The sequence below is a fragment of the Pseudomonas sp. NFACC10-1 genome, from assembly GCF_900119195.1.
Classification (GTDB): Bacteria; Pseudomonadota; Gammaproteobacteria; order Pseudomonadales; family Pseudomonadaceae; genus Aquipseudomonas; species Aquipseudomonas cerasi.
The window spans coordinates 21,815-44,176 of the sequence record NZ_FPJB01000013.1; the positions used below are offsets into that span (position 1 = coordinate 21,815).

21 protein-coding genes are annotated in these 22,362 nt (G+C 57.7%); 11 read left to right on the forward strand and 10 right to left on the reverse strand.

The features are described 5' to 3' along the window. The first annotated feature begins 119 nt into the window (after positions 1 to 119). From BT119_RS25790 to BT119_RS27620, 3 genes are all read left to right on the forward strand, one after another. Entirely contained in the window at positions 120 to 1,007 is an 888-nt protein-coding gene (locus BT119_RS25790) for a DUF4123 domain-containing protein (RefSeq protein WP_003431424.1), read from the forward strand. Further along, positions 1,004 to 4,474: a toxin VasX gene (locus tag BT119_RS25795; protein ID WP_032609158.1), complete on the forward strand. Its 3,471-nt coding sequence runs from the start codon at positions 1,004 to 1,006 to the stop codon at positions 4,472 to 4,474. The genes BT119_RS25790 and BT119_RS25795 overlap by 4 nt, the downstream gene beginning before the upstream one ends. 151 nt (positions 4,475 to 4,625) lie before the next feature. Continuing rightward, on the forward strand, positions 4,626 to 5,513 hold the full coding sequence (locus BT119_RS27620; protein ID WP_332307438.1) for a DUF6708 domain-containing protein: 888 nt from the start codon (positions 4,626 to 4,628) through the stop codon (positions 5,511 to 5,513). Between the two features lie 43 nt (positions 5,514 to 5,556). Here BT119_RS27620 and BT119_RS25805 read toward each other — a convergent pair whose 3' ends face one another. Further along, positions 5,557 to 6,186, reverse strand: a complete 630-nt coding sequence (locus tag BT119_RS25805; protein ID WP_003363945.1) for a pyridoxamine 5'-phosphate oxidase family protein — start codon at positions 6,184 to 6,186, stop codon at positions 5,557 to 5,559. 209 nt (positions 6,187 to 6,395) lie between these two features. Here BT119_RS25805 and BT119_RS25810 point away from each other — a divergent pair, with 209 nt between their 5' ends. From BT119_RS25810 to BT119_RS25820, 3 genes are all read left to right on the forward strand, one after another. Beyond that, positions 6,396 to 7,823: a di-heme oxidoreductase family protein gene (locus BT119_RS25810; protein ID WP_003363947.1), complete on the forward strand. Its 1,428-nt coding sequence runs from the start codon at positions 6,396 to 6,398 to the stop codon at positions 7,821 to 7,823. Positions 7,824 to 7,884: 61 nt separating this feature from the next. Further along, entirely contained in the window at positions 7,885 to 8,949 is a 1,065-nt protein-coding gene (locus tag BT119_RS25815) for an imelysin family protein (protein WP_072367145.1), read from the forward strand. A gap of 16 nt (positions 8,950 to 8,965) precedes the next feature. After that, on the forward strand, positions 8,966 to 10,072 hold the full coding sequence (locus tag BT119_RS25820; RefSeq protein WP_072367146.1) for a DUF1513 domain-containing protein: 1,107 nt from the start codon (positions 8,966 to 8,968) through the stop codon (positions 10,070 to 10,072). Positions 10,073 to 10,092: 20 nt separating this feature from the next. On the opposite strand, the gene BT119_RS25825 is transcribed toward BT119_RS25820, so the two are convergent. The 5 genes from BT119_RS25825 to colR all read right to left on the reverse strand — a co-directional run bounded on the left by BT119_RS25825 (position 10,093) and on the right by colR (position 13,887). Further along, the gene (locus BT119_RS25825; protein WP_003363953.1) at positions 10,093 to 10,320 is read right to left on the reverse strand and encodes a hypothetical protein; all 228 of its coding nucleotides are present in this window, start codon (positions 10,318 to 10,320) and stop codon (positions 10,093 to 10,095) included. Then, complete coding sequence (locus BT119_RS25830; protein ID WP_003363955.1) at positions 10,317 to 11,039, reverse strand: lipopolysaccharide kinase InaA family protein; 723 nt, start codon at positions 11,037 to 11,039, stop codon at positions 10,317 to 10,319. Before BT119_RS25830 ends, BT119_RS25825 begins: the two co-directional genes overlap by 4 nt. Before the next feature lie 4 nt (positions 11,040 to 11,043). Next, complete coding sequence (locus BT119_RS25835) at positions 11,044 to 11,724, reverse strand: class I SAM-dependent methyltransferase (protein WP_003405955.1); 681 nt, start codon at positions 11,722 to 11,724, stop codon at positions 11,044 to 11,046. A 200-nt stretch (positions 11,725 to 11,924) separates the two neighbouring features. Then, the gene (locus tag BT119_RS25840) at positions 11,925 to 13,214 is read right to left on the reverse strand and encodes a sensor histidine kinase (protein WP_003431432.1); all 1,290 of its coding nucleotides are present in this window, start codon (positions 13,212 to 13,214) and stop codon (positions 11,925 to 11,927) included. Then, positions 13,204 to 13,887 carry a two-component system response regulator ColR gene (colR, locus tag BT119_RS25845; RefSeq protein ID WP_002555020.1) on the reverse strand — a complete coding sequence of 228 codons (684 nt, stop codon included), beginning with the start codon at positions 13,885 to 13,887 and terminating at the stop codon, positions 13,204 to 13,206. Before colR ends, BT119_RS25840 begins: the two co-directional genes overlap by 11 nt. A gap of 177 nt (positions 13,888 to 14,064) precedes the next feature. Between colR and BT119_RS25850 the strand changes: the two genes are divergently transcribed. After that, on the forward strand, positions 14,065 to 14,805 hold the full coding sequence (locus tag BT119_RS25850; protein ID WP_003363961.1) for a phosphatase PAP2 family protein: 741 nt from the start codon (positions 14,065 to 14,067) through the stop codon (positions 14,803 to 14,805). A gap of 82 nt (positions 14,806 to 14,887) precedes the next feature. Here BT119_RS25850 and groL read toward each other — a convergent pair whose 3' ends face one another. From groL to BT119_RS25865, 3 genes are all read right to left on the reverse strand, one after another. After that, complete coding sequence (gene groL / locus BT119_RS25855; protein ID WP_002555022.1) at positions 14,888 to 16,531, reverse strand: chaperonin GroEL; 1,644 nt, start codon at positions 16,529 to 16,531, stop codon at positions 14,888 to 14,890. A gap of 49 nt (positions 16,532 to 16,580) precedes the next feature. Next, positions 16,581 to 16,874 (reverse strand): co-chaperone GroES, encoded by a 294-nt coding sequence (locus tag BT119_RS25860; protein WP_003304675.1) that lies wholly within the window; start codon positions 16,872 to 16,874, stop codon positions 16,581 to 16,583. A 256-nt stretch (positions 16,875 to 17,130) separates the two neighbouring features. Then, positions 17,131 to 17,625, reverse strand: coding sequence for an FxsA family protein (locus BT119_RS25865; RefSeq protein ID WP_060708239.1), 495 nt, complete (start codon positions 17,623 to 17,625; stop codon positions 17,131 to 17,133). A 277-nt stretch (positions 17,626 to 17,902) separates the two neighbouring features. On the opposite strand from BT119_RS25865, the gene BT119_RS25870 reads away from it, so the two are divergent. Then, positions 17,903 to 18,661: an SDR family oxidoreductase gene (locus tag BT119_RS25870; RefSeq protein ID WP_003413327.1), complete on the forward strand. Its 759-nt coding sequence runs from the start codon at positions 17,903 to 17,905 to the stop codon at positions 18,659 to 18,661. Between the two features lie 54 nt (positions 18,662 to 18,715). Here BT119_RS25870 and BT119_RS25875 read toward each other — a convergent pair whose 3' ends face one another. Further along, complete coding sequence (locus tag BT119_RS25875; RefSeq protein ID WP_003431433.1) at positions 18,716 to 19,723, reverse strand: DUF481 domain-containing protein; 1,008 nt, start codon at positions 19,721 to 19,723, stop codon at positions 18,716 to 18,718. Positions 19,724 to 19,882: 159 nt separating this feature from the next. Between BT119_RS25875 and BT119_RS25880 the strand changes: the two genes are divergently transcribed. The 3 genes from BT119_RS25880 to BT119_RS25890 are packed head-to-tail and all read left to right on the forward strand — an operon-like array spanning position 19,883 to position 22,205. Next, positions 19,883 to 20,239, forward strand: a complete 357-nt coding sequence (locus BT119_RS25880) for an MGMT family protein (protein WP_003431434.1) — start codon at positions 19,883 to 19,885, stop codon at positions 20,237 to 20,239. 54 nt (positions 20,240 to 20,293) lie between these two features. Next, entirely contained in the window at positions 20,294 to 21,844 is a 1,551-nt protein-coding gene (locus tag BT119_RS25885) for an AmpG family muropeptide MFS transporter (protein ID WP_003363979.1), read from the forward strand. Positions 21,845 to 21,872: 28 nt separating this feature from the next. After that, on the forward strand, positions 21,873 to 22,205 hold the full coding sequence (locus BT119_RS25890; RefSeq protein WP_044310423.1) for a hypothetical protein: 333 nt from the start codon (positions 21,873 to 21,875) through the stop codon (positions 22,203 to 22,205). The last annotated feature ends 157 nt before the right edge of the window (positions 22,206 to 22,362 follow it).

The following is a 22,362-nucleotide window of genomic DNA, read 5'->3' on the forward strand; positions in this document are numbered from 1 at the left end:
CGTAGGCCAAAGATCTTTCAGTGATCTTTGTAGGGCCTTTCCTAAACTGGTTTTCGGGTATTGAAGGCAGACACCACACCACCGAGTATCCGCGCCTCGTTCCCCTTCAAAGCGCGCTCATGTTTGAATTTGAATCCGGCCCTGATGATCTGCCATGGGCGAAAAACGCCTATCTGCTGCTCAACGCCATCAATCTTCCCGATCTGAGAAGAAAGCTTTTCGAGTGGAACCCCTCCCCTGTCTGCACACTGCTGTTCCTGCAAACCCGCTTCAGCGAATTGCTGGATATCTCGCCCGCCCTGATTCAGATCGATGGCCCATACGACCCGACATTTTCAAGTTTCCTGACTCACGCGCGCGAAGAATGGGGTCTGCTGCTATTCAGTGATGCCAGCCACAAGACGGTGGCTGACCATCTGCGCTGGCTGGTGTTCGTTGACAAACCAGCAGGCGAGGCCTGCTATTTGAACCTTTCAGACCCGCCCGTCGCAAACGCGCTGCTCGGGCTTCATCCGGCACATACCGATAATCGGTTGTTCGGCCCTATCGACAGTGTTTATGCAGCAGATGTCATCACTGAACACTGGATAAAGCACGAGCGTCATGGTGAGTCAGCCATTCATGACAACACGATCCTGTATCGGATGAGCGATCGGCAGATGGAGGCCATCAGTGACGTTGCGTTTCGCCTGATCGTGATCAGTCTTGACCTGCACCTGCGCACATTTTTTCCGGCCTACCTCACATCCACAGGTCTGAAGTCGCGATACGGCCATGTGCATGCACTGGCCTTCACAGCCTATGAAGCAGGCTTCAACAGCGAAGCGGATATTTTCCATTACGCCAACGTCATCTGCTTTCTGGCTACCCAGCCGGACGACTCGCATCCTGATATCAGAACGCTGATGGATGAAAAGTCCTCTCTGACGCCATCTCAGCGTATTCAACAGGCCAACTGGCTGGCAGTGAAACGCAGTCGCGAACAGCACGGAGCAACCCGGCCATGAGTCGCAAAACACTTTCGCCTGTAGACAAAGCCTATTGGGAGGCCAGAGCAAGAACCCATATTGATGCCCGCAACAGTACGAGTAACTGCCCTTTGATGGGCACCAAAGTCCAGCTATTGCCATTGCGTTACGGTCGCGTGGAACGGCTTCACAACCCGTCGGATACCGACGGCTACCGAGACTTGAAACGACCGCTCGGCTTGCGTCTGGTACGTGACGGCTATCTGTATGTGATTGATGAAAGCAGCGGCTATCTGCATGAGTATCGCCTTGAAAGCGGCGTACCGACCAAACTGCTCTGGCAGGACCGGGAAGTCGCTCAGGATGTCAGGCAGACCACGATTGGCGAGCACACCCTGATCTTTGCCCGCGATACGACGTTGCATGTTGCCTATGCCGAACTGCAATGGACAGCAGCCAAATGCACCCGCGTGCTGGACAGCGCAGCAGACCGTTTCTATTTCATGCAGAAAGTGAATCTGGCTGAAGCCGATTGCCAGCAAGGCGGCGTCCACCTTCGCGTCGAACAGCAAGTCAGAGAGCAGCTTGCCGAACTCGCCGAGTTGCCGGCACAACAATGCACTACACCCGATATGCCAGAGGAGGAACAACAGGACTATGTCTGGGAGCATCTGCCGCTGTTTCGCGAGGCGCATATCGGCGAGTTGAAAAACACACTCAACCCGTTCTACGAACTGAATCACCTGTATCTGGTACTCGACGACAGCATCGGCATGCTGCGCGACCTTGCGCAGGAACAGGACGAGGTGGTGGGTTGGCTCAACCAGTGGCGTGAGCGTAACGACAATGAAATGCGTTACATAACGGCCAGCTACATTGACACACTGATGAGCGTTGGCGACAACACTGCCCGGCAGACAAACCCGGACTCGAAACTGCTGAAGAACACCACGCCTGAACAACGCAGCCGCATTTATGATTACCTCAATGCGCGCAATGACTGGCACCAGGAACACCATCAGGGACCTGTGCCAGCGACTACTTCAGCGGGGCAGTATTCCGCCATGCGCGGGGGCGCCTACACCGAACGGCCGCAAGCCAGATTTGCCAGACTGAACATGGAAAACAAGCACTCACAGATGCTGCTCGCGCTTGGCCAACCACTCCATGAACAACTGGAAGACGACATTGAAGCGCTGGAAAAGAACAGCCAGGGCACGCTGAACGGCGTCGGACTCGGCTCACGAGGTATTTACGATCTCGTTCGCCACCAAGAAATGCACGCTTATCTGTCCCAGGAGCGCTCGCACCTTCAACGCTGGACGCAACGACTCGACGATATTACCCACGATCGCGTGAGCCTGTTCACTCAGGGGGAACTCTATCGAAGTGCCTGGTACTTCGATCCAGACCATCCCGACCAGTTGAAAAGCGCCTTGGCGATGGAGCTCAACTGCACCCGCGACCTGTGCCGCACCGACGAAAGCCTGCGGAAGGTCAGCGACTACTTTCACGATAACCCCCACTACGTTCTGCCGGTGTTCTATGGGCGTCTGGACATGGACTTTCTGCGCGCCAAATCAGGCAACCTGCTCAAGTGGCTGGATGATATTCGCAACTTCAGCGACGGATTGGCCGATGCGCAAAGGCGCATCGCTGATATCAGCCACATCATGGGTAATCACTGGACCAACAGCCTGAACCTGGACCCCGCCGCACTACCGTTGCACCAAGCCGTCAATGCCAGCTACATCCCTGCCGTCGCCCTGCATCTGGAGCGTTGGCTGATTGAGATGCAACAGAAGCTGAACAGCCCGCAACTACGCCAGCATCTGGACAACTTCGGCAGAGCAAGCAATCGAGCCCAACGACTGGGCATGCTGGTGGCGCTGCAGCAGGAAGCCGTCACCCTGCGAATTGCCGACGAAGCCGACGTGACAAAATTTCGCGACAACTTCGCGCGCTTGAATCAGCTGCTTGCCAGCGAAGACGACCTCATCAGAGAACGCAACCGCCTTACCAAACTCATCAACCGCCGCACACTCACAGCGGATCAACATCAAGGTCTGCTTTACGAAAGGCAATACACCAACCAACGACTGCTGCAGACCCGCAACACGCGCAACGCGCTGCGCCGAGACCTGGAAGCAGCCATCACCCCGACCGGCAATCCGCGCAACGGCGCGATTGGCGTGCGACTGGACATCACTGACCCGCAACTGCAAGCGCTCAATGACGAAATTAAAAAGCTGCGGGCGGGAGCATTTAAGGGGTACGCGACTCAAGGGGCAGCTGCGGCTGCGTTGAAGGGGAGTTTCTTTCCGTTACTGGCGGTGTGTCTGCAGGTTGGGAATCTGGGGGAGGTTTGGAGTGTTTGGAGTGGCTCTGACAATCGTAGAACCATTAAAGAAATTGTAATAGCTATCGGTGGGTTCAGTAGTGTGGCTTCGGCAGCGTTATCAGTCTTTCAAGCGGTGTACGTTGCAATGATCGATAATGCTCTCCGAGCCCTAGCGGTCGAAAGTTCTGAAACGGGAGGAAAGCTGCTCACTGCTCGTCTCGGAAAAATAGGATTGGGGTTGGGAGCATTTATTGCTCCGCTGAGTTTATTGGGCGGAGCAGGTACGGCATGGAATAATTGGGAAAAATGGCAAACAGCGCTGATGTACAGCACATCGGGTGAAAAAATAGGAGCGCTCATGGCGCTGACAGGTGACGTTGGCGCTACCGGCGTGAACGCTGCCTTGACGCTACAGACCGGCAAAGAACTGATAGGCATATTGAAGGATATTTACCTTGATACCACTTACTCTAAAAAAGAAGTGGCAAGCATAGCGTGGTCTACCAGAGGACCAAGATTCCTAAGACTTTCGATTCAGCTCACACCTTGGGGACTCGCCTTCACCGCACTTCAGCTGGGCGGCGAGGCCCTATTCAACTACTCCAACCTGGAGGAACAGCAACAGTGGTTGCTCTACTGTATGTGGGGTAACGAGCCCCAAGCCTGGGATTGGAGCACTCATTCACAACGACTTGCAGAGATCAACCTGCTGCCTACTATTTTTGATAACGGTATTACTCATGGACTTACAGAGGGTGAATCTGTACGTAGTTTGCACCTGGTATTGCCAGGCTTGACCCAAGCCAGCTTTGAAGACACTTCACTACGGTGGGAAGCTGAGCTTCAACACTCATCTCATAAACAGAATGTTAGCGAGATGCTTCGCAATAAGCTGTCTGTTTTTTCTGTTTCACCTTTAACATTGGCGCTGGAAATCCCAATAGGCTGGCAGGGACACAATGCCATGTTGGCATTACACTTGGCTGTTAAGCCAGCATTAGCATCAACTTACTTAAACGCAGACAGAGGATATCTAACTTACCGCATAGCACTAGGTATGGATGTGCTAAACAAACCAATAAAAGCGGTACCAACCTACCAGACGGAGAAAATTGCATTGCCGACCGTTCAGATCAAAAGAGAGTTTCTGGATGACCAATTATAACTATAATCGCTCCCGTCAAGCTGGCGATACCGAACATCAATCCAGCACAAGTATTTTTTATCTTGCACCACTTCCTTTAATAACGGGGGTGGCGGTTACTAGCCCGCAACAACTCCATCAAGCCACCAATGAAATTTATCTTGACTTTGCGATGGGCGTTCCAAAAATAGAATTTTCAGTTCGCTGTTACCTAGGCGTTATCGTGGGCATCGCTTTGTTCATTTTCACGATATGTCTTGGGCTCGGAGCCCTTGATCATATAAACACTGGGCGCCCGGTGTTCGAAATCGTAGTCACCGCCTTTTCACCTAATTGGCCTATCTGGGGGTTCTTTTCATTTTTGATAAGCAGCTACAGCTTATTTTTACTTCAAGCTATTCACCAAATCTCCACTCCCCCAATCCGCTTCAATCGCCAGCGTCGCGAGGTGGCCTATGTCGCCAAGCGCGGCCAGCCACCCCGGTTCATCCCGTGGGAAGAAGTTATTGCCTGCGTCAGCAGCAGCACAGTTGCAACGCAATACGGCACTCAGCAGAAATTCGCTCTGATGATCGGCTTCATAGACGCCTCGGACGGCCAGGTGATGTGGCTCACGTTGCCTACTTCCACGCTTGGTATGGCAGTCAGCGAGTGGGAAGCGATCCGCGCCTACATGGAAGAAGGCCCGAGCGCCCTGCGAAAGCCCATGATGGGCACTGACCTGGAGGAAGGCACTGTGGCGTTTTTCCACATGTGTCGCCGTGACTATCTGCTTGACCACGGCTGCTTGCGCTACCTGTTCGGCTTTCTGCTGATCCAGTTTTTCAGCGGCTGGACGTTGCCCTGCCACGTCGCCAGCTGGGTCAAGCAACTGCCGAAAACGGCATTTCCCAAAGCAGTACAGGACTGGTCCAAACCCCTGCCCCGCGAACAATGGCAATCTCCTAGCGCCGAGCTGATCAAGGAAAGTGAAGAAGTCCGCAAAAGTCTTCGCAAGGGTATGAGTATCTTCGACTACTTTCTTGAGAAGGAAAAAAATCAGAGCAAAACCGGTGTCTGATCAAGACATGACCACAAGAGGCGCAATACGGTATCAGCCATGATCAATACAACGTATCCGCAATGCGTCCCGGCAAAGCCTTGTCATAGGCGTCACCATCGATCTGCTCGGCCGAAACCGCTTTTAGTATTTGCCCGGCAGTCGGCAGCGCGCTGCGTTCGATGTGCCGGGCTGCATCCCATAAACCGGACCTGATGGTTGCCCTGCTGCATTGGAAGTACACGCTGGTCACGGAGATGCGCAGCACCGACTTGGGCAGTTGGCCGTTCACCTCGAAACGCGACAACAGTTCGGGCTGAACCGATATCTGCGCTGTTCCGTTGACCCGCAAGGTCTCGCCCACGCCAGGGATGAGGAACAGCAACGCGACACGTGGGTCGCTGATGATATTGCGCAAGGTGTCGATGCGGTTGTTGCCGCGCCGGTCAGGCAGATAAAGCGTCTTGTTGTCCTCGATATGCACGAAGCCCGCCTGATCACCACGCGGGGACGCATCAAGGCCGTCAGGCCCGGCAGAGGCCAGCACAACAAAGGGTGCCGACTCGATGAAGGGCCGGTAAACCGCGTGAATATGGTCGACTTCCTTGGTCATGGAAGGAGGAGCAATCGGGCCATAGAGCGCTTCCAGTGCCTCGGTGGTGGTCACGAACGCGCTGTTTTCCGGGTTATCCATTGATGTGGTCTCTGCTGGGTGTTTTATCTGCGTGTGTGCTGTCAACTTCGACATGTTCAGCATAGGCAAAAATGCCGGGACCAGACCAGCCTCAGAGATTCGTAACAACGCATTACGTCAGAGCAGGCAAACGATAATCCCTCTTATTCAAACCGCACGAGGCTGCTAAGCTTGCACGCCCCGATTTTTCGCCCCGTTGCAGGATGTCTATGATTACGCGGCTCCGTCTATCCCTTGCCTTGCTCACGACCCTGGTCCTGAGCGCATGCGATGACGCCCCGCGTTTCACGCACGCCGAGCCGGGAGAAGCCTTGTCCGCTGGCAGCGCCACCGTCAGGAAGAGCGATCAGAACGCTTTCTCCATGCCCTCGGCCAATCTGTCCCCCGTGCGGCGGCTGGACTTCAGTGTCGGCAACAGCTTTTTCCGCAGCCCGTGGGTGATTGCGCCCTCGACTACCACGGCTCGCGACGGGCTTGGGCCGTTGTTCAACACCAATGCCTGCCAGAACTGCCATATCAAGGACGGTCGCGGCCATCCGCCGGAAGCTGGCGACAGCAATGCCGTGTCGATGCTGGTCAGGCTGTCGATTCCTGATGACCCGGCCTATGCCGACCTTATAAAGCGCAACGGTGTGCTGCCCGAACCGGTTTACGGCGGGCAATTGCAGGACATGTCGAACCCCGGCGTAGCGCCCGAGGGCAAGGTGCGGGTCGAGTACGATGCGCTAACGGTCGAATTTCGCGATGGCACCTCAGTCGAGCTGCGCCAGCCGACCCTCAGGATTACCCAGCTGGGCTACGGCCCCATGCACCCCGATACGCACATCTCGGCACGCGTAGCTCCGCCGATGATCGGCCTGGGCTTGCTCGAGGCCATTGCCGATGAGGCCATCCTTGCCAATGCCGACCCCGATGACAAGAACGCCGATGGCATCTCGGGACGTCCCAACTGGGTCTGGGATGATGCTCGGCAAAAAGTAGTGATGGGCAGGTTTGGCTGGAAAGCCGGACAGCCGAACCTCAACCAGCAGAACGTGCACGCGTTTTCCGGCGACATGGGGCTGACCACCAGCCTGCGGCCTTTCGATGACTGCACGCCGGCCCAGACCGATTGCCTGGCCGCGCCCAATGGCAATGGTCCGGATGGCGAACCGGAAGTCAGCGACAACATCCTGCGTCTGGTGGAGTTCTACACCCGCAACCTGGCTGTTCCAGCACGTCGCAAGGTCGACGACCCGCAGGTGCTGGCAGGCAAGAACCTGTTTTTCCAGGCGGGCTGCCAGCAATGCCACACCCCCTCTTTCAAAACCCGTAGCGACGCCGCCGAGCCTGAGCTGGCCAATCAGGAGATTCGCCCGTACAGCGACTTGCTGCTGCACGACATGGGCGAAGGGCTGGCCGATAACCGTACCGAGTTCCAGGCCAGCGGAAGTGAGTGGCGCACCCCGCCCTTGTGGGGGCTGGGCCTGACCGGCACGGTAAGCGGACACACCCAACTGTTGCACGACGGTCGCGCACGTAATGTGCTTGAGGCGATACTCTGGCACGGCGGCGAAGCCCAGGCGGCAAAGCGCCAGGTTCTGGCTTTTGACGCACAGCAACGTGAAGCGCTGCTGGCCTTCCTGAATTCGTTATGATTGCGCCCTTTGCAGAATCTTCCTGTTCAAACATCGCCCTTTCAAAAATAAGGAGCCGGACATGTTCCGACCCAAGTTGTTGCTGACCAGCCTTGCGGCACTTGCCTTGGGTGCCTGCTCGCCATCCGATCCTCAGGCCGTGACGTCCGCAGCGATTGCCAAACAGGTCATCCTGCCGACTTACAGCCGTTGGGTGGAGGCTGATCGTCAGTTGGCAGCCAGCGCATTGGCGTTCTGCCAGGGCAAGACTGATCTGGCCACAGCTCGCGCCGACTTTCTGAAAGCACAGAAGACCTGGGCAGAGTTGCAACCGCTGTTGATCGGTCCTCTGGCCGAAGGCAACCGCGCCTGGCAAATACAGTTCTGGCCGGACAAGAAAAACCTGGTGGGCCGTCAGGTCGAGCAACTGGTGACTGCACAGCCACAGATCACCGCTCAGGAACTGTCCAAGGCCAGTGTCGTGGTGCAGGGTTTGTCCGCCTACGAATACATCCTCTTCGACGCTGACATCGACATGGCCAATGCCGAGCAGAAAGCGCGCTACTGCCCGCTGCTGATGGCCATCGGTGAGCGCCAAAAGCTGCTTGCCGAAGAAATCTTCAACAGCTGGAACAGCACCGACGGCATGCTCGCGCAACTGAGCAAGTTCCCCAATCAGCGCTACGCCGACTCCCACGAGGCGATTGCCGAATTGCTGCGGGTTCAGGTCACCGCGCTCGACAGCCTGAAGAAGAAACTTGGCACGCCACTGGGTCGTCAGAGCAAGGGGCAGCCGCAGCCATTCCAGGCAGATGCGTGGCGCAGCAAGTCGTCGCTCAGCAGCCTGGAAGCCAGCCTGATCAGCGCCGAAACGGTGTGGACCGGTGTCGACAACAAGGGATTGCGCAGCCTGCTGCCCGCCGAGCAGAAACCGCTGGCCGACAAAATCGACGCCGCCTACGCTAACAGCCGAAAATTGCTGTCGGAACTCAAGCCGCCACTGGCCGACCTGCTGGCCACGGATGGAGGACGCCAGCAACTCAATGCGTTTTACGACAGCCTGAACGCCGTGCACCGCCTGCACGAAGGCGAGCTGGCCAAGGCACTCGGCATTCAGTTGGGTTTCAACGCCAACGACGGCGATTGATCAAGAGGTACATGTGATGTTGCGACGTCAGGCCATGGCGCTCGGCAGTCTTCTGCGCAGCGCCTGCACGCTGGGTGGCTGGACACTGTTCCGGCAAAAGAACACACGCCCCTTGTTGCTTTCCGCTCGCGACGATGGCGACGGCAAGCACTATGCGGTGGGTTTCAGGCTCGACGGGACGCAGGTATTCGCGACCCAGGTGGGCCAGCGCTGCCACGACATCATCAATCATCCCGACCTGCCACTCGCGGTGTTCATCGCCCGTCGTCCTGGCACTGAAAGCTACCTGATCGATCTGCGCGATGGCCGCTTGCTGCAAACCATCGTTTCGCAGCCTGACCGCCACTTCTACGGCCATGCGGTGATCCATCGCGACGGCGAATGGCTGTATGCGACGGAAAACGACACCCGTGACCCAGGCCGCGGCTTATTGGGCGTCTACCGCTTCGTTGACGAGCGCCTGGTGCACTGGGCCGAGATCCCCACGCATGGCATCGGTCCGCACCAGGTCTCGTGGATGCCGGACGGTGAAACGCTGGTGATCGCCAATGGCGGCATTCGCACCGAAGCGGAAAGTCGGGTAGAGATGAACCTCGATGCCATGCAACCCAGCCTGGTCATCATGCAGCGTGACGGCACCTTGCTCAGCAAGGAAGCGCTTTCCCAACAGATGAACAGCGTACGCCACATGGGCATCGCCAGCGATGGCACCATCGTCGCGGGTCAGCAGTTCATGGGCGACAGCCACGAGTTGGCCGAGCTGCTGGCAATCAAGCGTCCAGGCCAGCCATTCCAGGCGTTTCCGGTGGCAGAGGAGCAATTGCGCGCGATGGCCCACTACACCGCCAGCGTCGCAGTACACAGCGAGCTGCGACTGGTGGCCCTGACGGCACCCCGCGGCAACCGCTTCTTTATCTGGGATCTGGACAGTGGCGCATTGAAACTGGATGCGCCCTTGCCGGACTGCGCGGGCGTGGGGGCTGTGACCGATGGCTTTGTCGTGACCTCAGGCCAGGGACGCTGCCGATTTTATGATTGCCGCAAGGCGCAGCTGCTGGCCCAGCCATTGGACCTGCCGGCCGGGCTGTGGGACAACCATCTTCACCTGGCTGAGGTGGGTTAGATACCGGGCCTGTGAGGGCTTCAGTTTTTAACCCCGGTACCCTGCGCCAGGCTGTACATGAACAGCAAAAGGTCGTGGTCCGGCTGTACGTTCACCAGACTCTTCGCCACGCGTGGCAGTGGGCAGTAGCCCTCGCCATGCTGCGTGGTAAGTATGCGGGTGGACGGTTGTTCAAGCGCCGCCACGGCGACGGTGGCAACTGCCAGCGCACCGAAGATAAACAGACCTCTTGCCATTTCTAGCTTCATGACTCTAAACCTTTGATAGAGCTGCCAAACGCTGCTTGATAAAAGTAGATCAACTTCTGCCAGTCTGCAGCGCTGAATGACGAATGGCGTCGTAGCTGTTTCATATCGTGTTGGGCTGCGCCTTGCGCGGTAAGGCGACGACGGCCCTTTTCGAGATCGAGCAAGGCGACCTCGACGTTGGCGTCCGGCCCGTCCCCTGTCACCCGCACGAAAATGTGCTTGATGTACAGACAGCTGTGCTGCCAGCGGCCAAGGTGCATGCGGGCCAGAGTGTCTGCCACTTCCTTGAGCACGCGCTCATAGAACAGCTCGCCATGGCGCTCGCGCCCTCCGGCAGCCTGCCATTTTTCAATTTCCTCGAAGCCCTCCAGCGCCACCGTCACCAGCAACGCCCGCCAGGCATTGTCCTCGCCCCGCTCGGCACCGCAAAACACCACTTCGGGGACGACGACGCCAAGCTTGCGAAGCCCCTCAAGCGCCTCGCGCTCACGCAGCACGGTAGGTCGGCCCAGCGGGTGCAGCAGGCTACGGTAGATGTGACCTGTCTGACGTTTGGCATAGAGGGTCTGCCCATCGTCCATGACCAGCCGCTGCACACCACTCTCTCCACCGCGACGCACATTGGGTTCTTCAACCCATTCGCCACGCTGGCTCCAGAACTGATCGAACTCATTCTGGATCGGGTTCACAACTGGTTCTTTCACGGACTGCAAACCCATCTTTTTACCTTTTACGTAGGACATAGACTCGCCACATGGCGTACATGGGCAGGAAATCCATTCGGTTCTGAATGCGAAATCCTGCCTGCTCAAATTCGGTTTCTGCGGTAACAACAGGTAACACAAAACGATTCTGGTAACTTTCCCGCCCAGTTTTCTGCTGACGCTTGTTCTCCAGACGCGCACGCTTCCATGCCTTGAAATTGCCATCCACCCAGAGGGAGACGATCACGCTGTCACGGGTTACGCGTTGAAACTCGCGCAGTAGAGCCATCCGGTCGCTGGACTGACCAACATGGTGCAACAAGCGCATGCAGAAGATGCTGTCTACTGCGTTATCAGGCAGGTCGATGGCAAAGGCAGATGTCTGCAAAGGTTGTACCCTTTTTACAACGTCTGCCGGCTGCGAGGCACAGGCGGTACTGAGCATGTCTGCGGAGTTATCGGCACCGATGATCGAGCGGTTCGGCTTCTCGGCCAACAATGGCCAGAAGCGTCCCGCACCACAAGGCAGGTCCAGCACCAGGCCCGGGTCCCCGGCCATGTGCAGAGCCTTTCTCGCCAGCTGTTCATCGCGATGATGCGACAGCTTGCGCCAGATACCGTCCTGATGCTTTTCCAGGTACTGGCGGGCATGTGTCTTGTCGTACTTTCGGGAAAACTCGAGTTCGATGCGATCGCTCATGAGAGCAGCTCCTGATGTTGATGGGGGCCAAACTAAAGGCACCGCCGTCACCGTCAGGTCATCTGAATGTGAAAAAAATGTTACCTTTTAACGTCAGGTGTTTCGAGATTTTACAGAGAGTTAGAGGCAGTGTGTGGCCAATCGACGAAGTGCAGTCAATTGGCCGCTACCCAATAAGGCCGGTCTACTCGAGAGGAAGGTCAGGGTTTGACCACGTTGAGCGTCACCTTGAACCGGCAACCATGGGGTTCCATAGGCGTGAGATCGACGCTCCATCCCTGATTGGTGCAAATGCGCTGCACCAGTGACAGCCCGAGGCCCAGCCCCTCTCCGCGCTGCTCGTTGCCGCGTACGAAAGGCTCGAACATCGCCTCGCGTTTTTCCTCGGGAATGCCCACGCCACTGTCCTCCACGGTGAAGCTTTCAGCGTGCAGGGTCAGCGCAATGAATCCGTGATCGGTGTAATGCAGCGCGTTGCGCAGCAGGTTGCCCATCACGGCATGCAGGAAGGTCGCGTTGTAACGAATATCGGACAGCTGGTCATCGGCAGGCGGCGTGTAGGTCAACTGCAGCCCCTTGCTCTCTATCGGGTCACGCCACTGGGAGATCAATTGCTCGGCCACCCCGACCAGCGTGGCCTTGGGCGTCATGGCCGGGTCTTCGCGCTGGGTGCGCGCGAGCATGAGGAAGGTTTGCACCAGATCACGCATTTCTTCGCAGGCGCGGCCGATACGCTCGACCTGACGACGGCCGCGCAGATCGAGCGCAGGGTTTTCCAGCAGCAGCTCACAAGAGCTGGCCAGCACCATCAACGGCGTACGCAGTTCATGACTCACGTCGCTGGTAAACATACGCTCACGAATCAGCGCCTGCCGCAAGCGACCCAATGTTGCATCGAAGGCCACCGCCAACTCGCCGACTTCGTCAGCGGCATAGTCGGGCGCCAATGGCGGTGCCAGCCCAAGCAGCTGGTCACGGTGGCGAACCTGCCGGGCCAGACGTACGACAGGCGCCATGACCCGGCGCGCCAGCACCCAACCCAGAAACACCGCCAGCGCCAAGGCCAGAACGAAACCGACCAGCACGACGGCGAACAGCACCCGCTCACGCTCTTCAAAATCGCTCTGATCCTGCAACAGGGCGTAATGCCGGCCATCCACCACCTCGATCATGGCGTGGTAGGACAACGGCCCACGGAACACCTCGTGGAAGCCTGGCTCGAGGTGACGAATGTCCTTGGGCAGGTCGAAGTCACCCGGACCATTGCTGAAGTAGAACAACTGGTCGGGCTTGGGCCGGTGGCTCCAGTCGCTGACACTGTCCATCAGCATCAGGCGGTTGAGGTCACCCCCGAGGCCGGCGGAAATCAGCTTTTCTTCGACCAGGTGAACGGTGGAAATGATTCCGATGGCGAACGACCCGGCGACCAGTGCACTCATCAATGCAAAGGCAATGATGATCCGTTGGGCAAGACTCTGTTTAAACTCCATCCCGGCCCTCGGCCAAGCGATAGCCCACGCCATGCACGGTCTGCAACAGCGGTTTGCCAAACGGTTTGTCGATCACCTGACGCAACTGGTGCACATGGCTGCGCAGGCTGTCGCTGTCCGGGCAATCGTCGCCCCACAGGGCTTCTTCCAGAATCTCGCGGCGCAGTACATGCGGGCTCTTCTGCATCAGCACGGCGAGCAGCTTGAGCCCGACCGGGTTGAGCTTGAGCATGCGCCCCTCACGTGTCACCTCGAGGGTGTCAAGGTCATAGACCAGATCGGCGACCTGCAAGGTACGCCGTCCGCCGCCCTGGGCACGGCGCAACACCGCTTCGATGCGCGCGGCCAGCTCGGACAAGGCGAACGGCTTGAGCAGGTAGTCATCAGCGCCGGAGCGGAAGCCTTGCAGACGGTCGTCCAGCTGGTCACGTGCGGTCAGCATGATGACCGGGGTATCGCGACGGGCATCTTCGCGCAGACGCTTGCACAGCGTGTAGCCGTCGATGCCCGGCAGCATGATGTCGAGGACAATCAGGTCGTAATGCTCGGTGGCTGCCAGGTGCAGTCCTGAGAGGCCATCCTGAGCGCAGTCGACGGTATAGCCTTTCATGCCCAGGTAATCGGCCATGTTCGCCAGGATGTCGCGGTTGTCTTCAACCAGAAGAATTCGCATAACGCACTCTCATATGCAGTTTGGGCTGGCGCAGCTTAAGACGAAGTGAGCGTCAGGGCCAGCGCCGATATGGCATGACGATTTTTTCACCTATGATTTACAAAGCACATGACACACTTTGAGACAAACCGTCGCACACAATGATCGCGGCATGCCTTTCACCGATCTGGATTCGATATGTCGAAAACCGTCGCCCCACCCTACTCCCGTTCGATCAACCCGTGGATTTACCTGGGTATCCCCATTGCCGTGGCGCTGATCCTCATGCTGCTGGAACTGACGTCACTGGACATGGACATCGCCAAGCTGGCCTTCGATCCCGTCAGCGGGCAGTTCATCGGCAGGCACAGTTATTTTCTCGAAGACGTTCTCCACGACCGCGCCAAACAGCTGGTCATGGTATTCGGCGCTTTGGCCATGATCGGCTTCGCGGCGTCCTTCAAGGTAGAACGCCTGATCCCGTGGCGCAGAGAGTTGGGTTGCCTGGTGCTGTCCATGGCGCTTTCCACCGCCTTCGTTACCCCGGTGAAAGTGGTGACTTCAGTGCAATGCCCCTGGAGCCTGAAAGAATTCGGTGGTCAGGAAACCTACAGCGAACTGTTGAGCCCACGCCCTGCGACCGATAAACCGGGACGCTGCTGGCCGGGCGGGCATGCGGCGACCGGCTTTACCCTGTTCGCACTGTTCTTCGCCCTTCGCGACCGTCGCCCACGGATGGCGAAGATGGGTCTGGCTCTGGCGTTTGGCCTGGGAACTGTTTTCTCTGTCGGGCGAATGCTGCAAGGTGCGCACTTCTTTTCCCATAACATCTGGACCGCAGTGTTCTGCTGGCTGATCTGCCTGGGGGTTTATTACTTCGTGCTTTATCGTCCCGAACCCAAGGGCCTCGCGAACAGCAACATACAACCGACGCACTGATTGGTCCGGCACAGAAAGGTCATAAAAAAACCCCGCACAAGGCGGGGTTCTTTATGGGTGTAGCTTAAGGGGTAAAGCCGGCTTACATCATGCCGCCCATACCACCCATGCCGCCCATGTCCGGCATGCCGCCGCCTGCTGGCTTGTCTTCAGGCACGTCAGCGATCATCGCTTCGGTGGTGATCATCAAGCTGGCGATGGAGGACGCGGCCTGCAGAGCAGAGCGAGTCACTTTGGCCGGGTCAAGGATACCCATTTCGATCATGTCGCCGTATTCGCCGGAAGCAGCGTTGTAACCGAAGTTACCCGAACCCTGCTTGACCTTGTCAACAACAACGCTTGGCTCGTCACCGGAGTTGGCAACGATCTGGCGCAGAGGCGCTTCGACTGCACGACGCAGCAGAGCGATACCGACGTCCTGATCAGCGTTGTCGCCTTTCAGACCTTCGATAGCCTGCAGGGAGCGAACCAGTGCCACGCCACCGCCAGGTACCACGCCTTCTTCAACGGCTGCGCGGGTTGCGTGCAGGGCGTCTTCAACGCGGGCTTTCTTCTCTTTCATCTCGACTTCGGAACCGGCACCGACCTTGATCACTGCAACGCCGCCAGACAGCTTGGCCAGGCGCTCTTGCAGTTTTTCCTTATCGTAGTCCGAGCTGGTGTCGCCGATTTGCTGACGGATCTGGGAGATACGCGAGTCGATATCGGTTTTCACGCCAGCACCATCGATGATGGTGGTGTTTTCCTTGTTCAGGATGACGCGCTTGGCATTACCCAGGTGTTCCAGGGTAGTGGTTTCCAGGCTCAGGCCGATCTCTTCGGAGATAACGGTACCGCCAGTCAGAACAGCGATGTCCTGCAGCATGGCCTTGCGACGATCGCCGAAACCTGGAGCCTTGACGGCTGCAACTTTCACGATACCGCGCATGTTGTTGACAACCAGGGTGGCCAGCGCTTCGCCTTCAACGTCTTCGGCAACGATCAGCAGAGGACGGCCAGCCTTGGCGACTGCTTCCAGAACCGGCAGCATTTCGCGAATGTTGGAGATCTTCTTGTCGACCAGCAACAGCAGCGGGCTGTCCAGCTCGGCAACCATGGTGTCCGGCTTGTTGATGAAGTACGGGGACAGGTAACCACGGTCAAACTGCATGCCTTCTACAACAGACAGCTCGTTTTCCAGACCCGAACCTTCTTCAACGGTGATAACGCCGTCTTTGGTCACTTTTTCCATGGCTTCAGCAATGATGTCGCCGATGGAGTGATCGGAGTTGGCCGAGATGGTGCCGACCTGGGCAATAGCCTTGGTGTCGGTGCATGGCTTGGACAGCTTCTTCAGCTCGGCAACAATGGCGATGGTCGCCTTGTCGATGCCGCGCTTGAGGTCCATCGGGTTCATGCCGGCAGCGACGGCCTTCAGGCCTTCGTTGACGATGGCTTGAGCCAGAACGGTAGCGGTAGTGGTACCGTCGCCTGCATCATCGTTGGCACGGGAGGCAACGTCTTTGACCAGCTGCGCACCCATGTTTTCGAAACGGTCTTTAAGCTCGATTTCCTTGGCAACCGAAACACCGTCTTTGGTGATCAGCGGAGCGCCAAAGCTTTTCTCGATGATAACGTTGCGGCCTTTAGGGCCCAGGGTCGCTTTAACTGCGTCAGCCAGGACGTTTACACCGGCGAGCATTTTTTTGCGGCCAGAATCGCCGAATTTAACTTCTTTAGCAGCCATGATCATTATTCCTTGAATACTTAGTAGTAACGGAAGTCAGCGGGAGCACTCAGCCTTCGACGACAGCAAGAATCTCGTTCTCGCTCATCACCAGCAGGTCTTCGCCGTCTACTTTCACTGTGTTGCTGCCGGAATAAGGGCCGAACACAACCTTGTCACCCACTTTCACAGCCAGCGCACGTACTTCGCCGTTGTCCAGCACGCGGCCGGTACCCACAGCAACGATCTCGCCGCGGTTAGGCTTTTCAGCAGCCGAACCTGGCAGAACGATACCGCCGGCAGTTTTCGTTTCTTCTTCACTGCGACGGATGACGACGCGGTCATGCAGAGGACGAAGCTTCATTGTCGATCTCCTGATTATGTTTGTTTGATCGTCCGGTGAGTGCACCGGCCGGTTTAAATCCGGACTTGCCGGTTACGGTTCGACGCGCGAACCGCAGAATACGGTCTGGCCTTCAGGCCAGAAACCTTGCGGTGACCCATACATAAGGGCGAGCAAAGTGATTACAAGTCTTGGGTAGAAATTTTTTACGCCCGAACCGGCTGGTCAAAACGAACGCGGCACCCTGAGGTGCCGCGCTGCCGGGGGGTGTGGAAGATTACTTGTCGCGATGCTCGAACTCGCCTTCGATGACGTCGGGCTCGCGGGTAGGCTTGTGAATCGCCGTCGGGCGATGACTCGAAGCACCCTGATTGGCAGGTGTCTGCAAATCATCGGCGAAGGCACGCTGACGCATGGCCTGATCCTGGGCGCGCTGGCGGACCTTGTTGATCAGCAGACGACGGGTGATCGGCAGCAGGCAGATCACACCCAGAATGTCGCTGATGAAACCAGGCAACAGCAGCAGGCCGCCGCCCACGGCAACCATCAGGCCTTCGAGCATTTCCTGCGCAGGCAACTCGCCACGCGCCAGGCTTTCGCGGGCTCGCAGCGCCGTCGCGAAACCGGCCACGCGCATCACGAACAAGCCGAGCATCGACGTCGCGACGACCAGCAGGAACGTCCAGAGAAAGCCGATGGACATCCCGACACGAACCAGCAGAAACAGCTCAAGTACCGGGAATAATAGAAACAGCAGCAAAAAAACACGCATCAAATGAGTTCCTCAAGGGAAGAATGCCTTCCGAGTAGACCGTATGTGATGTCAGAAGGTCGTTAATTCAAGCTCCCTGCATCTGGCTTACCGCTAAATTATGCGCACAAGTGAGCTGAACCAGGCCTTCACAAACGTGTATCGGTGTATTTCAGGGCTGGCGGCCCACCCGAGACGAACGCGCAAAAACAGCCTATAACGTGCTCTGGCTATGGCATAAGCACTCGCAACCCGCCAGTGATGCCATGGAAACGATCAACTGTGATTGGGCACGCATATGGAATTGAAAGACAAGCTGATAATCATCACCGGCGGCTGCCAGGGGCTGGGCAGAGCCATGGCCGAATACCTGGCCGGCAAAGGCGCCAATCTGGCGCTGTTGGACCTCAATCAGGAGAAACTCGATCAGGCTGTCGCCGCCTGTGAGGCACTCGGGGTCAAGGCTCGCGCTTATCTGTGCAATGTTGCCAATGAAGAACAGGTCGTCGACACGGTCAGCAAGGTCGCCGAGGATTTCGGCGCCATTCATGGCCTGGTCAACAACGCCGGTATTCTGCGTGACGGCCTGCTGGTCAAGGTCAAGGATGGCGAGATGACCAAACTGAGCCTTGCGCAATGGCAGGCGGTGATTGACGTCAACCTGACCGGCGTCTTCCTCTGCACCCGCGAAGTGGCGGCGAAAATGATCGAGCAGAAGAGTCAGGGCGCGATCATCAATATCTCGTCGATTTCACGTGCGGGCAATATCGGACAGACCAACTACTCGGCAGCCAAGGCTGGCGTGGCGGCTGCGACGGTTACCTGGGCAAGGGAACTGGCCCGCTACGGTATCCGTGTGGCAGGTGTGGCGCCGGGGTTCATTGAAACCGAAATGACCGGCAGCATGCGCCCCGAAGCGCTTGAGAAAATGACCTCGGCCATCCCGCTCAAGCGCATGGGCAGGCCCGACGAGATTGCACACTCGGTGGCTTATATTCTGGAGAATGATTATTTCAGCGGACGCATCCTTGAGCTGGATGGCGCAATGCGAATCTAGTCAGCGCGTAAAAGCAGCGGGCGACGCACAGGGTGTGCGCTGCCCGCCCTTCGCTTACCAGCTTACGCCGAAGCCAGCGGTGTAGCGCGTCTTGTCGACATCGCCATTGCTCGAACCACTGATGACGTTCTTCTCGGCTTTCAGGTTAAGCGACGCCCAGTCGGTCACCTTGTAGCGCAGCCCCGCCTCGACATCCAGCGAGTAATCGGCAACGGAGCTCAGCGGCTTGCCCAGCTCGCCGTTGGTGAAGAATTCGACCTTTTTGCCAATCAGGTAGCGGTTGTAATCCCAGGTGCCGGCAACGGAATAGAAGTTTTCCTTCTCGTCGTTGGAGAACTCGAAATCGGTACGGTTAAGCAGCGCACCGACCTTGAATGCACCCAGTTCGTCATCCCACAGCTGGTAACCTGGACCGGTACCTACGACGCGCTGACGAGACAGATCCTCGACCTTGTCGCGTTTGTAGCTGACGCGGCCGTCCCAGAAGAATTTCTCGGTCAGGAAGCGGTCCAGCGAGTACTCGGCGCTCCAGTTGTCAGTGCCAACCACATCGTCGGTGGTCTCGCGGTTGTAATCGCCCTTGGCGTTGTGACGCCAGTCGCCATGGCGAGCCGAGGTCTTGAAGGCCACGTTGTAATCATTGGTATCGTTTTCGGCCTGCTGGAAATCCAGCGCCGCATCGATGTTGCCTTTCCAGACAAGATCAGTGATAACCGGCTTGGGCTTGATGATCTGATGGATACTTGCCAGATCGACGGTCTTGGGCGCATCGCCATTGGCCAGCACGACCTTGCCGTCATCCGCAGCCTGCAGCGAATTGGAGACTTCGCCGCCATGCTCATCCTGCTTGACCAGCAATGGCTGATCGCTTTTCAGGGTCTTGACCTGTTTCCAGTCCAGCGCGATAGCGCCGCCGTATTCGGTCTGCAGCAGCAACTTGCCGCCGTCGAACACCTTGATTGTGCCGGTCAGGCGGTCGCCATTCTTCAACCAGACGGTATCGGCAAGCAATGGAGTGGAAACAGCAGTGATTGCAAGGCACAACAGGGTTCTGGACAACATAAGCGATAACTAGGCTCTGTAAGGCGGGAATCGGGCATTTTCCTGCGGGGGAGGTGACGGGACGATCCATGTACCACCAAGCACGGTGGTAACTGACAGCCCGGACAACCAAAAGTTCACTGAACGACAATCAATATCGTTTTTATACAGGATTATCGCGTGGCAGACCCGGACTTAACATTACTTTACCCGGCAGGACAATCGCCGAGCGAGGCGCGACGCACCGCCCTCTACCTGACGATGGCGCAGATACCGGAAGGCAAAGTAGTCGCCTACGGGCAACTCGCCGAACTGGCGGGCCTGGGCCGAGCTGCACGCTGGGTGGGACGTACGTTGAGCCAGTTGCCGGACGGTTCTTCCCTGCCCTGGCACCGGGTTTTGGGCGCCGGTGGTCGGCTCAGTCTGCCGCCCGGCAGCGTTTCCGGTGACGAACAACGGGCACGTTTACGCGCCGAGGGTGTGACCATTGTGAATAATCGGGTTGATATGCAGCGCCATGGCTGGCGTCCCCTATAGCACAGCGGTTAGAGTGCGCCCTTTGTTTTCGTAACCTGAGGCAGATTCCAGCCCATGCCCCGTAAAACCTGGCGCGCCGCGCTCGCCGCATATGCCAGCCCGTCGACATTAGTGTTACTGCTGCTCGGATTCGCTGCGGGCATGCCTTATATGCTGGTCTTTTCGACATTGTCCGTGTGGTTGCGCGAAGCCGGTGTCGCGCGCGAGACCATCGGCTATGCGAGCCTGATCGGCCTTGCCTACGCCTTCAAATGGGTCTGGTCGCCATTGCTCGACCAATGGCGTCTGCCCCTGCTCGGCAAACTCGGGCGACGTCGCTCCTGGCTGGTGCTGGCACAGAGCCTGGTGATTCTCGGCCTGATCGGCATGGGCTTCTGTGATCCGCAGAAGCATTTGTCCTGGCTGATCGCAATTGCCGTAGTGGTGGCCTTCGCCTCCGCAACGCAAGACATCGCCATTGATGCCTATCGCCTGGAAATTGCCCAGGACACGCAACAGGCTGCACTCGCCGCCAGCTACATGTCCGGCTACCGGGTCGCTGCACTGCTGGCGACCGCGGGTGCACTGTATTTCGCCGAGGGCTTCGGCTCGACGGGCTTTGCCTACAAGCATTCGGCGTGGACCGGTACTTATGTGCTGTTCGGTCTGCTGATGCTGCCCGCCCTGGTCACCACACTGATCATGCGCGAGCCGCCGGTGCCGCTGCGCACCCAGCTGTCGGCAGCGCGCTATGGCTTTACGCACCAGTTGGCCTCGGTGTTCGTGCTGATTGTGCTACTGGTCTCCGTACCGGCGATGTTTACCCAACTTTACAATACCGACTTCGCCAGCGTGCTGTTCAACGGCACCAGCTGGATGGACCTGTTGCTGGAAGACCGGGCGTTTTTACGCGCGATTCTCTACACGCTCCTGACCATCGCCTGCCTGTCCTCGATGGGTCGCCGCGGACTCGCACCGGTACTCACCCCGATCAACGATTTCATCATGCGCTACCGCTGGCAGGCGCTGCTGTTGCTGGGCCTGATCGCGACCTACCGGATGTCGGACACGGTGATGGGCGTCATGGCCAACGTGTTCTACATCGATCAGGGCTTTACCAAGGACCAGATCGCCAGCGTCAGCAAAATCTTCGGCCTGATCATGACCCTGCTGGGGGCCGGTATCGGCGGACTGCTGATCGTGCGCTTCGGCATCATGCCGATCCTGTTCATCGGCGGCCTGACCTCAGCCTCGACCAACATCCTGTTCCTGTTGCTGGCGGACATGGGCCCGAACGTGAAGATGCTGATCCTCACCATCTCGCTGGACAACCTCAGTTCCGGGCTGGCGACATCGGCGTTCGTCGCCTACCTGTCGAGCCTCACCAACCTGAAGTTCTCCGCCACGCAATACGCCTTGCTCAGCTCCATCATGCTGCTGCTACCGCGCCTGCTGGGCGGCTATTCCGGTGTGGTGGTGGAAAAGTACGGCTACCACAACTTCTTCCTGATCACCGCGCTGCTGGGCATTCCGACGCTGGTGATGATCATCCTGCAATGGAACCGAGAGATACGCACGGCGAAGACCGAGCCGCCTCAAGAGGCTTCCGTTATCGACAAGCCCTGAGCCCTGGCTAACCCTTCAAGGAACAACATTGGACACCGAAAACAAAGCACGCGCTTTCAACCCCGTCCCCCTGATCCTTATCAGCCTGGGGATCTGGCTGCCCATCATCGGCACCCTGCTGACATATTATCTGTCGCGAGATGCTGATGCCCTCTCCGGATCAATGGCGTTTGGCAGCGCCGTAGTGTTGCTCGCGCAGGTTGAAATCTTCGCGATCATCTTTCTGATGATTTATGCATTCGCCGTAAAACCGTGGAGACTCTCCACAACCCTACGCACGGTGTTCTCGATCAACGCAGTCGCCGCCGTCGTCGCGGCAATCGGCATTATCGTTACGCTGGCCAATATAAGCCTGCAGTAATCGCCGACTAAAAAAGCCCTGACGCTCACGCGCCAGGGCTTTTTTCGTATCGCGCGCCCTCCCCTTACAGTCTTTCCTCGTGGCGTCTCTCATTAAGCCGTAAGAAACGCACTACAGCTCCTTATGAATTGGCCGACGACATTGCTAGCCATTCCTC

Coding starts and splice junctions, on each gene's coding strand:
- BT119_RS25885 (WP_003363979.1), top strand. CDS start 20,294: ATGCCCCGTAAAACCTGGCGCGCCGCGCTCGCCGCATATGCCAGCCCG.
- BT119_RS25815 (WP_072367145.1), top strand. CDS start 7,885: ATGTTCCGACCCAAGTTGTTGCTGACCAGCCTTGCGGCACTTGCCTTG.
- BT119_RS25825 (WP_003363953.1), bottom strand. CDS start 10,320: ATGAAGCTAGAAATGGCAAGAGGTCTGTTTATCTTCGGTGCGCTGGCA.
- groL (WP_002555022.1), bottom strand. CDS start 16,531: ATGGCTGCTAAAGAAGTTAAATTCGGCGATTCTGGCCGCAAAAAAATG.
- colR (WP_002555020.1), bottom strand. CDS start 13,887: ATGCGAATTCTTCTGGTTGAAGACAACCGCGACATCCTGGCGAACATG.
- BT119_RS25790 (WP_003431424.1), top strand. CDS start 120: ATGTTTGAATTTGAATCCGGCCCTGATGATCTGCCATGGGCGAAAAAC.
- BT119_RS25850 (WP_003363961.1), top strand. CDS start 14,065: ATGTCGAAAACCGTCGCCCCACCCTACTCCCGTTCGATCAACCCGTGG.
- BT119_RS25830 (WP_003363955.1), bottom strand. CDS start 11,039: ATGGGTTTGCAGTCCGTGAAAGAACCAGTTGTGAACCCGATCCAGAAT.
- BT119_RS25820 (WP_072367146.1), top strand. CDS start 8,966: ATGTTGCGACGTCAGGCCATGGCGCTCGGCAGTCTTCTGCGCAGCGCC.
- BT119_RS25810 (WP_003363947.1), top strand. CDS start 6,396: ATGATTACGCGGCTCCGTCTATCCCTTGCCTTGCTCACGACCCTGGTC.
- BT119_RS25795 (WP_032609158.1), top strand. CDS start 1,004: ATGAGTCGCAAAACACTTTCGCCTGTAGACAAAGCCTATTGGGAGGCC.
- BT119_RS25835 (WP_003405955.1), bottom strand. CDS start 11,724: ATGAGCGATCGCATCGAACTCGAGTTTTCCCGAAAGTACGACAAGACA.
- BT119_RS27620 (WP_332307438.1), top strand. CDS start 4,626: ATGGGCGTTCCAAAAATAGAATTTTCAGTTCGCTGTTACCTAGGCGTT.
- BT119_RS25865 (WP_060708239.1), bottom strand. CDS start 17,625: ATGCGTGTTTTTTTGCTGCTGTTTCTATTATTCCCGGTACTTGAGCTG.
- BT119_RS25870 (WP_003413327.1), top strand. CDS start 17,903: ATGGAATTGAAAGACAAGCTGATAATCATCACCGGCGGCTGCCAGGGG.
- BT119_RS25805 (WP_003363945.1), bottom strand. CDS start 6,186: ATGGATAACCCGGAAAACAGCGCGTTCGTGACCACCACCGAGGCACTG.
- BT119_RS25860 (WP_003304675.1), bottom strand. CDS start 16,874: ATGAAGCTTCGTCCTCTGCATGACCGCGTCGTCATCCGTCGCAGTGAA.
- BT119_RS25840 (WP_003431432.1), bottom strand. CDS start 13,214: ATGGAGTTTAAACAGAGTCTTGCCCAACGGATCATCATTGCCTTTGCA.
- BT119_RS25875 (WP_003431433.1), bottom strand. CDS start 19,723: ATGTTGTCCAGAACCCTGTTGTGCCTTGCAATCACTGCTGTTTCCACT.